This window comes from aff. Roholtiella sp. LEGE 12411 (assembly GCF_015206995.1).
In the GTDB taxonomy this organism is placed as follows: domain Bacteria; phylum Cyanobacteriota; class Cyanobacteriia; order Cyanobacteriales; family Nostocaceae; genus Komarekiella.
In genome coordinates this window covers 1-14,528 of record NZ_JADEXR010000143.1, presented here as the reverse complement: position 1 = coordinate 14,528, position 14,528 = coordinate 1, and the positions used below count along the sequence as shown (strand labels likewise).

Annotated in this window: 14 protein-coding genes; 11 read left to right on the top strand and 3 right to left on the bottom strand. The window is 44.6% G+C overall.

Features of this window, described 5'->3' with window-relative positions:
• Positions 1-136: 136 nt before the first annotated feature.
• Positions 137-760, top strand: coding sequence for a PadR family transcriptional regulator (locus IQ246_RS23425; protein WP_194005732.1), 624 nt, complete (start codon positions 137-139; stop codon positions 758-760).
• Between the two features lie 206 nt (positions 761-966).
• Here the strand turns inward: IQ246_RS23425 and IQ246_RS23420 are convergent, their stop codons facing one another.
• From IQ246_RS23420 to IQ246_RS23410, 3 genes are all read right to left on the bottom strand, one after another.
• The gene (locus IQ246_RS23420; protein ID WP_194005731.1) at positions 967-1,677 is read right to left on the bottom strand and encodes an HAD family phosphatase; all 711 of its coding nucleotides are present in this window, start codon (positions 1,675-1,677) and stop codon (positions 967-969) included.
• A gap of 181 nt (positions 1,678-1,858) precedes the next feature.
• Positions 1,859-2,650, bottom strand: coding sequence for a MinD/ParA family protein (locus tag IQ246_RS23415; protein ID WP_194005730.1), 792 nt, complete (start codon positions 2,648-2,650; stop codon positions 1,859-1,861).
• 97 nt (positions 2,651-2,747) lie between these two features.
• Entirely contained in the window at positions 2,748-3,812 is a 1,065-nt protein-coding gene (locus IQ246_RS23410) for a DUF3365 domain-containing protein (protein ID WP_194005729.1), read from the bottom strand.
• A 428-nt stretch (positions 3,813-4,240) separates the two neighbouring features.
• Here IQ246_RS23410 and IQ246_RS23405 point away from each other — a divergent pair, with 428 nt between their 5' ends.
• The 10 genes from IQ246_RS23405 (at position 4,241) to IQ246_RS23360 (ending at position 14,456) form a co-directional block, all read left to right on the top strand.
• Positions 4,241-4,483 (top strand): CTB family bacteriocin, encoded by a 243-nt coding sequence (locus IQ246_RS23405; protein ID WP_194005728.1) that lies wholly within the window; start codon positions 4,241-4,243, stop codon positions 4,481-4,483.
• A 69-nt stretch (positions 4,484-4,552) separates the two neighbouring features.
• Positions 4,553-4,801 carry a CTB family bacteriocin gene (locus IQ246_RS23400; RefSeq protein ID WP_194005727.1) on the top strand — a complete coding sequence of 83 codons (249 nt, stop codon included), beginning with the start codon at positions 4,553-4,555 and terminating at the stop codon, positions 4,799-4,801.
• Between the two features lie 62 nt (positions 4,802-4,863).
• The gene (locus tag IQ246_RS23395) at positions 4,864-5,106 is read left to right on the top strand and encodes a CTB family bacteriocin (RefSeq protein WP_194005726.1); all 243 of its coding nucleotides are present in this window, start codon (positions 4,864-4,866) and stop codon (positions 5,104-5,106) included.
• Between the two features lie 59 nt (positions 5,107-5,165).
• Entirely contained in the window at positions 5,166-5,408 is a 243-nt protein-coding gene (locus tag IQ246_RS23390) for a CTB family bacteriocin (RefSeq protein WP_194005725.1), read from the top strand.
• 144 nt (positions 5,409-5,552) lie between these two features.
• A complete protein-coding gene (locus IQ246_RS23385) occupies positions 5,553-5,852 on the top strand; it encodes a CTB family bacteriocin (RefSeq protein WP_194005724.1) in 300 nt (99 codons plus the stop codon).
• 308 nt (positions 5,853-6,160) lie between these two features.
• A complete protein-coding gene (locus IQ246_RS23380; RefSeq protein ID WP_194005723.1) occupies positions 6,161-6,406 on the top strand; it encodes a hypothetical protein in 246 nt (81 codons plus the stop codon).
• A 124-nt stretch (positions 6,407-6,530) separates the two neighbouring features.
• Positions 6,531-7,628, top strand: coding sequence for a cyclic nucleotide-binding domain-containing protein (locus tag IQ246_RS23375; RefSeq protein ID WP_194005722.1), 1,098 nt, complete (start codon positions 6,531-6,533; stop codon positions 7,626-7,628).
• A 42-nt stretch (positions 7,629-7,670) separates the two neighbouring features.
• The gene (locus IQ246_RS23370) at positions 7,671-9,110 is read left to right on the top strand and encodes an NHLP bacteriocin system secretion protein (protein ID WP_194005721.1); all 1,440 of its coding nucleotides are present in this window, start codon (positions 7,671-7,673) and stop codon (positions 9,108-9,110) included.
• Between the two features lie 2 nt (positions 9,111-9,112).
• Complete coding sequence (locus IQ246_RS23365) at positions 9,113-11,359, top strand: NHLP family bacteriocin export ABC transporter peptidase/permease/ATPase subunit (protein ID WP_208492269.1); 2,247 nt, start codon at positions 9,113-9,115, stop codon at positions 11,357-11,359.
• 169 nt (positions 11,360-11,528) lie between these two features.
• The gene (locus tag IQ246_RS23360; protein WP_194005720.1) at positions 11,529-14,456 is read left to right on the top strand and encodes an NHLP bacteriocin export ABC transporter permease/ATPase subunit; all 2,928 of its coding nucleotides are present in this window, start codon (positions 11,529-11,531) and stop codon (positions 14,454-14,456) included.
• The last annotated feature ends 72 nt before the right edge of the window (positions 14,457-14,528 follow it).

Genomic DNA, 14,528 nt, shown 5'->3' with positions numbered 1-14,528 from the left:
CCCATCCCCCATCCCCCATCCCTTCCTATATGAGTTGCATTCTCACGTCAAAAATCTTCATCAAACTTCCATTCCGATATATCGTAATAAATAACGATATATCGTATAGTAGAGAAAGTTGATTTGAGATTTACTTATGTTTAGACACTTTCGATCTCGCTTTCCAGCACCTGCATGGGTAGGAGCCAGTGAAGAGGATTCGTTGATCAGTCATTGGTTCCAGCATGATAAGCATCATGACAGACATCATGGCAAACACTTTGCTGATGAACTATTCGGTCGTGGCTGGGGAGATGAATCCCGGACTCGTCGAGGTGACATCAAGTTCATTCTGCTGGAATTATTATCCGAGCACCCAAGCCATGGTTACGACCTGATCAAAGAAATGGAAACTCGTTATGGTGGTTTCCGTCGCCTCAGTCCTGGCTCAGTGTATCCAACACTCCAGATGTTGGAGGAAGGTGGCTATTTGAGAAGCGCACAGGAAGGGGGTAAGCGGATTTACACAATTACAGATGAGGGTAGACAAATATTGGCAGAGCGTACCCAAAAAGAAACTTCAGACTCTTCTTGGGACACCTTCAAAACTTTTATGACAGGTAAGCCCCAAGAGTTGATTGAGTTGCGAAAAGTGGCAACAGAATTGGCTGGTATTATGGTGCAGGTTGCTCGTAGTGGGAATGTAGAGCGAATAAATAGGGTACGTGGGCTTTTAGAGCAAGTTAAACGGGAAATTTACGCGATTCTTGCTGAAAAATAGTAGAGACGTTACATGTAACGTCTCTACATGTAACGTCTCTACTGTATGAAATTGATTCAACGCATTAAAAAAAAGTTGCGCGAACAGGAAAAAGATGAATACGGCTTATTTCCTGATACGGCAACTTCAGTTATGTTCAAAATTAATGAGCAAGGTGGAGAATGAACTCCTAACCTTAATCAGTAATCTTGATTCGTGTAATTGGCTTATAAATTAGAAGCGATTCTCCTTTGGAGAGGCTGCGCCAACGCACTCAAATCTTCCTCAATCAGAGAGTTTAGCAATGTCCATAACTGCAAATCAGTAAAATCTGGAATTGCCATAAATGCACCGACTTCCTGCAAAACTTGTGGATCGTGGGTAGACGCAATGCCAATAGTGCGGATACTAGCGCCAACCGCAGCACGGATGCCAGAGGGAGAGTCTTCTAAAGCGATCGCCTCCTCTGCTTCAATTCCCAACTTATTTAGAGCAACCTGATAAGGTGCAGGGTCAGGTTTACCTGCTACGCAATCATCCGCTAAAACAACTGTATCGAAAGCTTCTTGTATTCCCAATACCTTTAGCATAAATTCCGCATTTAATCTAGGTGCATTAGTTACTAATGCACGTTTTAGTTGATGTGCATTTGTCCATGCTAGTAATTGCGAAAATCCACTCAGTGGTTTCAGATTTGGGGCGAGTTTGCGGAAAAGCGCCTCTTTCTCATCTGCAAATTTTTGTCCTTCCATTGGTGACAATTGTGGCAGGATGTCCTTAACAATTTCTGGATTTAGCCGACCACTAATCCGCGATTTGTAGAATGTTTCATCAATTTCTATGCTGTAACTCAACAGCATTTCCTGCCAAGCTCGGTAATGTATAGGATCAGTATTGACAATAGTGCCGTCTAGGTCAAAGAGGATTGCAGCCAGCATGGGTTTTTTAGCGAAATATAAAAAATGTCAACATATCTTTATTTAGTTTGCTACATTTCGCAGGTTTGTTAGGTAGGAAAGTAGATAATATTTTTGACAAGTAGAGACGTTGCATTGCAACGTCTCCACACAGAACAATACAACGTCTCTAATACTGTGTTTAAAGGAGTTAGAGCCATTTTTACACAAAGGATTTTGCTCCAGAACCCATGATTTGTTTGACAATATCATTAATTTTTTGAGTCCATGAATGATCAGGATATCGCAAACAGAAAATACCACTGCTTCCTAAATTAAACATCTCTTCACAAACTGGCAGGATTCCAGCCACAGGGGTTTGGTAGGTATTCTCCACTCTTTGCCGTAACTCTTTAAAATCTAAAGATGGCAGCGCTTTGTTAATCACTAGTAGCATCTTAGGCACTTCTAACTTACGAGCAACATCGACCGCCACTGCTGTCCCTTGGTAATCCTGTTTGTCTGGACGGAGAATCAGCACAAGGACATCAGAAAGAATGATGGATAGCAATGTTTCTTCGTTAATACCTGGGTGAGTATCGATCAACAGATAGTCCAGTTTTAAACGACGAACTAGATTACGTAAACCATCGTTAAGCAAGCGTGCATCATAGCCCTCGCGCAAAATTCGAGAAATGTCACTCATTCTAATGCTGGAAGGAATTAAATAAATGCTCCCTTGCCGACCAAAAAATGTTTGTTTTTGTTTCAAAATGCCGCTAACGTCATACACAGCCTCTTCAATTGAACAACGACCCCATAGATAATCGTTCAGGGTATAGCGGATTCGGTCTTCTTCAAGACCAAACAGGACGTGAATTCCTGGCGATTGGATATCTGTATCAACAACCCCAACTCGCCGTCCAGAGCGGGCGATGAGGGTAGCGAGATTACTCGTAACGTTTGATTTACCAGTTCCGCCACGGAATGAGTGAATAGAAATAATTTCAGACATGATAATCCTCAATTGTGAATAGGAGACAGAAGACATGAGCTATAAATTAATACTCAGGATTCAGCACTTTATTGAAAGCTGATCTCGTATAAAAAAACTATTCATTTGTAGCACCTCGTTTGCTTCTCATTGCTTTTGCCTCTTCCTGCAATTTTTGGAACGTTTCGGATTCAGCAATTTCCGCAACTTGACGCGCACGTTTAGCATCGTCAACCTCGATACGCAATGTATGCAACTGTTGCCTAAATTTTTGTTCGCGGGCATAAATTTCATGCACCATGCGTTGAAAAACTCGTCCCAATTGTCCTAATTCATCATTGCGTTTCACAATTGACGTTAGCTTTTGGCGATCAAACTCTTCTGCTTCTTCTGCACTAATCTCATCCATACTAATTTTCTGAGCGAGTTGCGCCATTGGTTTGAGTGGTTGTAGCACATTTCGTTTCAGTAAATAATTAATTAGCAAAATTACTAAAGCAAAGATGCTAATGAATAAGCCGATGAATAAAACAGAAGCCCGATTGGCATCATCAAACACTTTGCTAGCAGGAACGTAAATAATTTGAGTACCTATAATGTCATTGAGTTTCCATCCAAAACCATTTTCTGAGCCATAACTGACGATGTGACTTTTTGGAGCAGCTTCAGGCGTGCTATGGCAACGTAGACATGTGGGATTTTTAATTGAAAATGGACGAGCACTATAAAACAACTTCTCATTAAAAGAGTCACGAAAACCAGATAAATTTTTTAGCCCTGGTTGATTGCGAAACTGTTCGATGATCTGCGTTTCAAATATATCTGCTTTATCTCGTAAATTAGTTGGATTTAAATTGGCATCTTTGTAGAAGAAGTCTTTATATTCTTCGTTTTTGCGAAGATTTTCAAATACTTCTCTCACTGCATAGCTGGGAATACTTTCAGGGACAAACGTAGATTGAGTCTCCACCATAGGTATCAGGAGTGGGCTGATATGCATGTTTGTGAAGTTTCTCACTGAGTTCATCATTTCTGCAAGAATTTGGCTTCGATAATCGATTTCAGCTTCCGCTTTTTGCTCCAGTGCGTGGGATAAAGCAAAACCACTAACTGCGATCGCACCGATGAACACCAGCGATAGAAGTAAGGTAAATTTCGTTGCTAATTTGAATCTATTCAACATTGCTGTTTCCGTTTGATATACAACATTGCTAGAGATTTATAGGTAATAATTCACTAGATTTATTTTTTTAATTATGAGTGTAGAATGCTGTTCTTTATGATGACTAAATCTAATCTGCATTCCTGCTTACAAATCTAGTCATACAGCGATATGTAATGAAATTCCAGATTTCAAGGCAAATTCATGACTTTTGTTGGAACCAACCCGGTCAGCCTATAACGAAAGTCTTAGGGATTGCTCGACACGATAGAGCGAAAGTTAGACGACATCTACTTACTTCGCTTAGGCAAAATCCTAGACGTTTTTCAGATGCGGATGATTGAGTTGAATTTGTATTCTTAAGACATCAAGCGAGGAAAGCGGAACACACCAAACAGCGCATCGCTTGTAATTTACGTAGCCAACAACATTAAAAAGGAAAAAACACAATGTCTAACGAAATCAAGCACCAAGAATTATCTATTGAAGAACTCGACGTCGTTGCTGGTGGCGCTGGTCTTGACCAACTACTAGTAAAAGACTTCGACGCTTCTTTTGACCAAGCTTCTATCAAGGATGTTCGCGCTAACAGTGTCGGCCCCAACGGTGCTCAAAGCGTTGAAGCTACCCAAATCGACCAAACACAAACAGTTGCTAGCAATGAACTGATCGCTAAGTTAGGTGATTTCTAAAATTGCACCTTCAAGCAATATTCCTTAACTTAACTTCAACAGAAACCAAAAAAATCAGGAGAAACAATCATGTCTAACGAAATTAACTACCAAGCTCAAGAACTATCTATTGAAGAACTCGACGTCGTTGCTGGTGGCGCTGGTCTTGATCAACTGCTAGTAAAAGACTTCGACGCTTCCTTCGAGCAAGCTTCTGTCAAAGATGTTCGCGCAATTAATGTCGGACCTAATGGTGTTCAAGCCGTTGAAGCAACTCAAATCGACCAAACGAAAACAGTTGCTAGTAACGATGTCCTTGCTTTGATAGGTGACTTCTAATACCGCACCTCAAAATTCAAGCAATATTCCTTAACTTAAACAAAAAATCAGGAGAAACCATCATGTCTAACGAAATCAAGCACCAAGAACTATCTATTGAAGAACTCGATGTTGTCGCTGGTGGCGCTGGTCTTGACCAACTACTGGTTAAAGACTTCGACGCTTCCTTTGACCAAGCTTCTATCAAGGATGTTCGCGCTAACAGTGTCGGTCCCAATGGTGCTCAAGCTATTGAAGCTACTCAAATCGACCAAACACGAACAGTTGCTGACAATGAACTGATCGCTAAGTTGGGTGATTTCTAAGACTGCACCTTCAACATTCTTTAACGTCAACAAAAACCAAAAAATCAGGAGAAACCATCATGTCTAACGAAATCAAGCACCAAGAGCTATCTATTGAAGAACTCGACGTCGTTGCTGGTGGCGCTGGTCTTGACCAACTACTGGTTAAAGACTTCGACGCTTCCTTTGACCAAGCTTCTATCAAGGATGTTCGCGTTAACAGTGTCGGCCCCAATGGTGCTCAAGCTATTGAAGCTACTCAAATCGACCAAACACGAACAGTTGCTGACAATGAACTGATCGCTAAGTTGGGTGATTTCTAAGACCGCACCTTCAACTTCAAGTAACATTCCTTAACTTAATAGGTCGCAATGGTTAGGAAGGAGGATTCACTTAACGGCTGCCCAGCTTTATCGTGAACCCCTTCCGTCTAATCTAAATTTAACATACGGCAGCGAGGAGATCCTATGTCAGGTGACGAAATTACTCCGAATAACGAGGCAATCGAGTTATCGGATGAGGATTTAGACGAGGTAGCCGGTGGTTTCAGTCTGCGTTTGACGGCTGCGCGGTTTCAGCAATCAAAATTGACATCTGTCGAATCAATAGGATCAGGGTCAAGTAATTGCTCAGCACAGTCAGCATTTCAGGCAGAAACCACAGAATCGTCACTCTTCCAACTCACTATTGTCGATGCAACAACCGAGGACATACAAGCTCTCGGCGAGTTGTTTGGAGATATGTCTGCAATCGATGGTTCTACATGAACGGAGTTTAAGCCAAGTTTTAAAAATTCATGAATTGCTGTTGGATAATAGGACTTACGCAACTGGCACACAAGGCTTCTGGTATAAGAGTCAAGGGTCAAGGGTCAAGGGTCAAGAATCAAGGTTTTTTGGACTTTTGACCTTTGACTCTGGACAACCTCTGGCGTTAAAAATATGACACTTGCGTAAGTCCTGGATAAGCTTCGCTCAACTACTTTCTGAAATTGTTCTCGCTTAATTGATAACCTCGCCTTCATCAAATTAGGCAAATTCAGTAACAAATGAAATGACAAGGAGAAAGAATTGCAATGGAAAATATGAAACACGATAAACCACTAGAGTTATCAGAGCAAGACTTGGCAGAGGTTTCCGGTGGTGCTTTTGTGCCTGATGACTACCACCAGAATCCTATAGACACTTTATCCAGTGCTACTGAAGCGATCGCAAAACAACTTGAGAGTGCAAAACTTCCTTATTGGAATGACAACAAACCGAACATTTATTCGGAAAAGTACAGCGATTCTCAAACATATAGCAGCGAATCACCAACCTAGTCAATCGCGCAATGGGGAGATTGAGCGAATCACGTTAGCGCAGCCGGGTGTAGCCCATTAAGAATTAGTATAATTCTTTGCTCCCCATTTCTCTCCCGTTAGCAGAACACAAGGAAGTTAAATTATGACAGAAGTTCTACTGAAGGAACTGACAAATAGCGATATTGACTGGATCTTGGCAACGGGTCAAAGAGAAGAAATTACTGCTGGCACGATCCTCATTCGCCAAGGAACGCCTGTTGATGCACTCTACATCCTGCTAGATGGTGCATTAAGCGTTTGTGTCGCTCAAGCTGACGACAATCCAATTGGTCGTGCGTTTGCTGCTCTCGAAGGTGGCGAACTGTCAGGACGGGAGATCGCGAGACTCACAAACGGTGAAGTGGTGGGAGAAGTGCCCTTTTTAGAATCTTACCAGTCTTCTACCACGGTCAAGGCAATCAGAAAGTCGCTTGTCTTGATGATTCCTCAGCAGCAATTAAGCAAAAAAATGCAGGAAGATGTCACATTTGCTGCCCATTTTTATCGCGCGATCGCAGTTTTGCTTGCTCACCGATTAGAGCAGATGATCAGCCAGATTGGACAAAGCACGGTCGTTCTTTTTCAGCCGCAAATTCGAGAGATTTTATTTACATTTGCAGAATTAAACGATAGCGATATTGGTTGGATGATTACTGCGGGCAATGCCATGAGAATTCCAGCAGGAGCGGTGTTATTTCATGCCGGCAGACCCGTTGAAGCTCTTTATATTCTATTAGATGGGAAGATGGTAGCTTCGATCGCAGAAGATACAAACAATCCTCTCACACGCGCCTTTTCAACTTTGGAAGAGACACATCATGTAGAACGAGAGTTTGCTAAATTATCGCGGGGTGACATAGTTGGCGAAACGCCCTTTGTGGAAGCGAGTCCACCTGCGATGACAATTCGGGCAGTTGAGGATGCGATCGTGCTATCAATTCCCCGGTGGCGACTGGCGGCAAAATTGCTGCATGATGTTGGGTTTGCTGCCCGCTTCTATCGAGTATTAGCGATTTTGTTAACAGACAAACAGCAAGGAATTATCAATCGGCTGGGTTACGGCAGAATCACCTATAGCTCAGGTCAATCTTTAGATCAGCACTTGACTTATGAGGATGAACTGAGTTCTGGCTTTTTGGCTCAAGTGACGCTGGCGGGTACGCGATTTGACTGGATGCTCAAGCAGATTCGCGGTAGTTGAATTGAATCCCCCAATCCCCAATCCCCAAATGGAGTCAGTATAATGACGACCCACAAAAGTAATATATTCCGAAAAGAAGCACTTGATCGTTTATCCTCACCGGAGCGGCTCGATCAACTGATGCAGGTTGTGCAGCCGAAGAAGTGGATTCCCTTAGCCGCGATGGGATCTCTGATTGCTGTTGGACTTGGCTGGAGTGTTTTTGGTCGCATTCCTATTACCATTGCTGGACAAGGTGTGGTGGTTTTTCCGAGTAAGGTTGTTGGATTCCAGTCTCCTAGTTCCGGACAGGTTCTGATTGTTTATGTTCGTCCGGGCGATCGCGTCAAGAAAGGGCAGGTACTCGCAACACTCGACCAAACTGAACTTCAAGAAAAGTTGAAGCTGGCGCGGGTGAAGCTTGTTCAACTTCAGGAACAAGACCGCAATGCCAATTCACTTCAACTTCAGCGAACGGTTTTAGATAAAGGTGCTACTCTACAACAACGTCAGGCACTCCAGCAAACTTTAAAGACAACCCAATCGGTGACGCCAATTCTTCGAGATAAAGGTCTAAAGTCGATTCAACAAGAGCGTCAAACCTTACATGAACAGTTGCAAACGACGCGAGATTTAGTACCCACCTTTAAAGAGCGATTTGAACTGCGTCAGGAGTTACGCCGAGAAGGAGCTGTTTCGAGTGATACCGTTCTTCAAGCGCAACAGGAATTCCTCAACAGTAAAAGCAGAATCAACGAAATCCAATCGCAACTCAAACAACTTGATGTCAAAGAAGCGGATGCAGAGCGACAATTTTTAGCAAATTTAAATGCAACCAAAGAACTGCAAGCTCAGTTAGCAACACTAGATACTAAATTAGCTAGTCAAGCAGAACAAGATTTAGATATTTCTACTAATCGTAAAAAAGAAATTCAAGATACAGAGCGAGCGATCGCCCAACTAGAATCGGAATTAAAAGGAAAAAACCAGGTTACTAGCAATTTCAACGGACGGGTTTTAGAAGTTGCTGCTGTTCCTGGACAAACACTGGAACAGGGCGCTCGGATTGGCACAATCGAAGCTCAAGATTCCGCGAATAAGTTGGTAGCTGTGGCGTTCTTCCCGGTGAGCGAAGGCAAAAAGATTCAAAATGGCATGGAATTGCAAGTTACCCCTTCTACCGTCAAGCGAGAACGGTTTGGGGGCATTGTGGCGAAGGTCACGAATGTTTCGGCGTTTCCGGTAACAAAAGAGGGTGCGTCGAGTGTCGTAGGTGGTCTGGAAGTTTTGCAAGGGTTAACCACAGAAGGGCCACAAATTCAAGTTTCCGCTGAACTTCAGCCAGATCCCTCAACTAAAAGCCGTTTTAAGTGGTCGTCGTCTAAGGGGCCAGAAACCGAAATTACCTCTGGAACTACTACCTCCGTGCGCGTGAAAGTGGATGAACAATCCCCGATTTCCTTTGTCTTTCCGATTCTGCGATCGTGGAGTGGAATGTATTGATTATGCGGCGAATTAAATCACAAATTGGGCGTATATTTAGACAAATTCGGGGGGTAATCAGCCGTCCTGATGGCCGCCGTCGGACTCCCACCCTCTTACAAATGGAAGCGGTGGAATGCGGTGCAGCAGCACTGGGAATTATTTTAGGATATTACGATCGCATTGTGCCCCTGGCAGAACTCCGTCAAGCTTGTGGCGTTTCACGGGATGGAAGTAAAGCATCTAATATTCTCAACGCTGCTCGCAGATATGGATTACAGACCAAAGGCTTTAAAGTCGATTTGGATGGGTTACGCAAACTAGAATGTCCTTATATTGTCTTTTGGAATTTCAACCATTTTCTGGTGGTCGAGGGATTTGCCAAAGACAAGGTTTATCTTAACGATCCTGCCACTGGCCCCCGGACGATTTCGCCAGCAGAATTCGATCAGTCCTTTACTGGGGTGGTGCTGGTAGTTGAACCGAGTGCAGAATTCCAGCCTGGAGGACGTAAACCGAGCCTGACTCTGGCATTATGGGATCGATTGCAGAGTTCTATGGGAGCGCTGGTTTATTGTGTAATCGCTGGATTGCTGTTAGTAATTCCTGGATTAGCCATCCCCGCATTCTCCCAAGCATTTGTTGATAATGTCTTGATTGAAGGCAGAAATGATTGGTTACGTCCTTTAATTCTCGGCATGATTCTCACAGCAATATTAAATGGTTTTCTGACGCTGCTTCAGCTGCAATTTCTGCGACGCATGAAAATTAAGCTGGCTGTGGGAATGTCCAGTCGGTTCTTGTGGCATATCTTGCGGCTACCAGTCAGTTTTTACGATCAGCGATTTGCGGGAGAAATTAGTAGCCGTGTCCGCCTCAATGACAGCTTGGCGAACCTACTTTCAGGAAGATTAGCAACTACAGTCATCTCAGCCTTCACCGTTGTCTTTTATGCCGCAGTGATGCTGCAATATGATGTCGTTCTCACCTTAATCGGCATTAGCTTCGTGATCGTGAATGTCAGCGTGTGGCGATGGGTTTCGCGGCAGCGCGTTGATGCCAATCTGCGATTAATGCAAGAACAAGGTAAAGTCAGTGGAGTAGCGATTTCTGGGCTGCAAAGTATGGAAACGCTCAAGGCATCAGGGTTAGAGTCGGAATTCTTTTCTCGGTGGGCTGGCTATTATGCCAAAGCAATTAATGCCCGCCAGGAAATGGATACAACCAATCAAACTCTGGGTGTGTTGCCGTCATTTCTCACCTCGATTACGTCAATGCTTTTGTTGGCGGTGGGAGGGCTGCGGGTAATGGATGGTGTACTTAGTATTGGGATGCTGATTGCCTTTCAAGCTTTGATGCAAAGGTTTCTAGAACCTGTGAATAATCTGGTGGGTCTAGCGGGTGAACTCCAGGAAATGGAAGGTAATTTGGGTAGATTGGATGACGTGTTACGCAATGCGATCGATCCATCTGTGGAGCGAGAAAGAAATATGCCACCAACTCATACCCTTCCCGCTGCGAACGTTCGGCTTCAGGGCTATGTTGAACTTTGCAATATTACCTTTGGCTATAACCGCTCTGCACCTCCCTTAATCGAAAATCTCAGTCTTTCACTTAAACCTGGTCAACGAGTCGCGTTGGTAGGTGGCAGTGGTTCGGGTAAGTCAACGGTTGCCAAGCTGGTGTGTGGATTATACGAACCGTGGGCGGGGGAAATTCTATTCGATGGTCAACCCAGAGCAGATATTCCGCGCTCAATTCTCACTAATTCAGTTGCACTCGTCGAGCAAGATATCTCGCTGTTTGCAGGCAGTGTACGCGATAATCTCACACTTTGGGATTCGACTGTTCCTTTTAGTAACTTGGTTCGCGCTTGTAAAGACGCCGCCATTCAAGATGTAGTGCTTTCGATGCCTGGAGGCTATAATGCTGACTTGGCAGAAGGAGCAACTAATTTGAGCGGTGGGCAACGACAGCGATTAGAAATTGCCCGCACTCTAGTAAACAATCCGGCGATTCTCGTAATGGATGAAGCAACTAGTGCCCTCGATGCCGAGGCAGAAAAGCTCATTGATCAAAAACTCCGGGAGCGCGGTTGTACTTGTGTAATTGTGGCGCATCGGTTGAGCACCATTCGAGATTGTGACGAAATTATTGTCTTTGAGCGCGGCAAGGTGGTGCAACGTGGCACTCATGAGGAGTTACAGCAGATGGAAGGTAAGTATTTGCAATTAATTCGCAGTGAAGGGGAAGCACTTCAAGAGGCGTGAGTTAATTAATATTTGTCTGTGTGTCTGTGCGTGAAATTTTCATCCCATCGGGACTTAGGCAAAAATCGTTAAAACGTTTTATTTATCTAACCGCCAACGCGTAGCGTCTCGCAGAGAAGACGTCAAGAGCGCCAAGGCTTTGTATTAATTTTATGGAGCAGGAATAGACATGTTGGATCAAATTCGGATTGTCAGTCTGCCCGGAGAGTACTATCGATTCAAAGGCAATGAGCCAATTATTCTTGATGATCCAGAAACGATTTGGGTGGTGAAATCTGGTTCATTGGCGTTGTTTGCGATTCCTATGAAAGAGGGAATTGCTGAGGGAACTCGTCGCTATTTATTTACTACCCGCACTAGACAGGCAATGTTTGGCATCGCTAGCGATTCTGAGCCGATGCCGTATCAACTTCTGGCGGTGTCGATTGAAGAAACTGAACTTCTCAAAGTCTCGATTAAAGATTTTCGTGAATTTATCGCTGATGGTAGTGGCGAAGCACTGACTTTGATGGAGGGATGGATTGAGCAATTGGGACTGGCGCTGTCTTCGATTATTCCACCTGTGTTGCCGTTTTTAGAGGAAGGGGTTCGCTATTTCTCGCTCACCAATGGTCAGATTTTCCAACCACAGCGAGAGCTTGTATCATGGGTGCGAATTCAGAGCGGTTATGCGATCTGGATGGGGTTTGAGGAATTGTTGGTCACGCCTCAATTGGGACTGTTGCCTTTGAGTGCAGATATGTGGTTTCAAGCTGAAGATACAATTGAGCTAGAATCCTTGAGTACCTCTGAAATTGACGATTCTGATACTCTGCTGGCGGGGATCTTTCAACTTCAAGTCTACTTTCTGCAAAGCCTTCATCTTCTAGAACAGCAGGAGACACAAGCAGAAGTACACAGATTTCAAGAACGGCAACAGCTCAATCACCAGGTGATGGAGGAGACGCTAGGCGAGTTAGCGTCGTTGCTGCAATCTCGGCAACTTGCCACTTCTGCTCAGGTGGGAGCCAATGACCCTGACCAAGCTTTGCTCGTCGCTGCGGGCGCAGTTGGACGGACTTTGGGCATAACGATTCGACCACCAGCGAAGTCTGAAGACCTCAAACGAGTTCAAGATCCCCTACAAGCGATCGCCCGTGCTTCTCGTTTGCGAACCCGAACGATCGCTTTGCAGGGTCAGTGGTGGAAAAAGGATTGCGGTGCTATGCTCGCTTACACGATGGAGGATAACCATCCTGTGGCGCTATTGCCTGTATCTGATACGCGTTATGAGATTTTTGATCCAATTGAGCGATCGCGCACTCTAGTGAATGCCAAGAGTGCTGCTAAACTCGCACTGACTGGGTATACCTTCTACCGCCCATTACCAGATAAAGTCCTCACCACGCTCGACCTGCTGAAATTTGCTCTGCAAGGACACTACAAAGAATTAATGGTCGTCCTGACTGCGGGTATGGCGACAACTCTACTGGGAATGATTACCCCACAAGCTACCGCCGTGTTGATTGACAGTGCGATTCCTGATGCCGATCGTGGTTTATTAGTGCAAATTGCTTTAGCGCTGCTAGCAACTGCATTTGGTAGCACTCTGTTTCAACTTGCCCAAGGTTTCGCCATCATGCGCGTGGAAACCTTTGCTGATGCTTCAACTCAAGCAGCAGTCTGGGATCGGCTCTTGAATCTCAAAGCATCGTTCTTTCGTCAGTACGCGATCGGTGACTTGAGTTCACGCGTTAGCGCTGTCAGTCAAATCCGCCAAAAACTCAGTAGCACGGTTCTCAGAAGTATTTTCACCAGCTTGTTCGCGTTACTTAACTTAGGACTACTTTTTTACTACAACGGTTCGCTAGCGTTAATTGCTACTTTTGTCGCATTTATAAACATTACTATTACTCTTGTGTCTGGAATTTCCACTCTGCGTAAAGTCCGTCCCTTACTAGAGTTACAAGGACAACTCTTTGGGGTGATGGTGCAGTTAATCAATGGCGTCACCAAACTCCGCGTGGCTGGGGCTGAAGCCCGCGCCTTCGCTTTTTGGGGAAAACAGTATAGCCAGCAAATCAAATGGATGCTGAGTACCCAAGGTATTGAAGATGTTCTGGCTGTAGTTAATAAAATCTTACCTGTATTAACCACAGCGTCACTCTTCTGGTTTGCAACAAGTTTACTTGGGCAAGCCCCTTCACAAGGAGGTGGTTTATCCACAGGTGTATTTTTAGCATTTAATGCGGCGTTTGGTACGTTTATCGGTGGAGCCACCAGCCTCAGCAGCACGATTATAGATGTTTTGAAAGTTGTGCCGTTGTGGGAACGAGCACAACCCATTCTCGAAGCCAAGCCGGAAGTAGATTCGGAAAAAGCTGATCCAGGGCGGCTTTCCGGTCGCGTAGTTGTCGATCATGTAATTTTCCGCTATCGAGATGACGGGCCGCTGACGTTGGATGATGTCAGCATTCACGCTGAACCTGGTGAGTTTATCGCTTTTGTGGGAGCTTCGGGTAGTGGAAAATCAACGTTGTTCCGGTTATTACTGGGGTTTGATGTTCCCGAATCTGGGACGATTTACTACGACGGACAAGATTTAGCGGGGCTAGATGTTCATGCGGTGCGGCGTCAATTAGGAGTTGTGATGCAAAATAGCCGTTTGACATCTGCGTCCATTTTCGAGAATATCGCCAGTGGTGCAATGATCACAATGGATGAGGCGTGGGAAGCGGCGCGGATGGCTGGCTTTGCCGAAGATGTGGAATCAATGCCGATGGGAATGCACACGGTAATTAGTGAAGGGGGAACCAATATTTCTGGAGGACAACGGCAACGATTATTAATTGCGCGATCGCTAGTATTAAAACCCAAAATCCTATTATTTGACGAAGCCACCAGTGCTTTAGATAATCGCACCCAAGCGATCGTTAGTCAAAGCTTGGAGCGCCTGAAGGTAACACGGATTGCGATCGCTCACCGTCTGAGTACCATTCGCAAGGCTGATCGCATATATGTGTTCCAAAATGGTCGCGTGGTACAAGAAGGTAGTTTTAATCAACTAGCCAATCAAGCCGGATTATTTGCTCAACTTATGGCACGGCAAAAGCTTTGAAAATGTTGGTAAGAGATAGGAAGTTTTTCAAGATGGGGGATGGGGCATTGGGCATGGGGCATTGGGCATGGG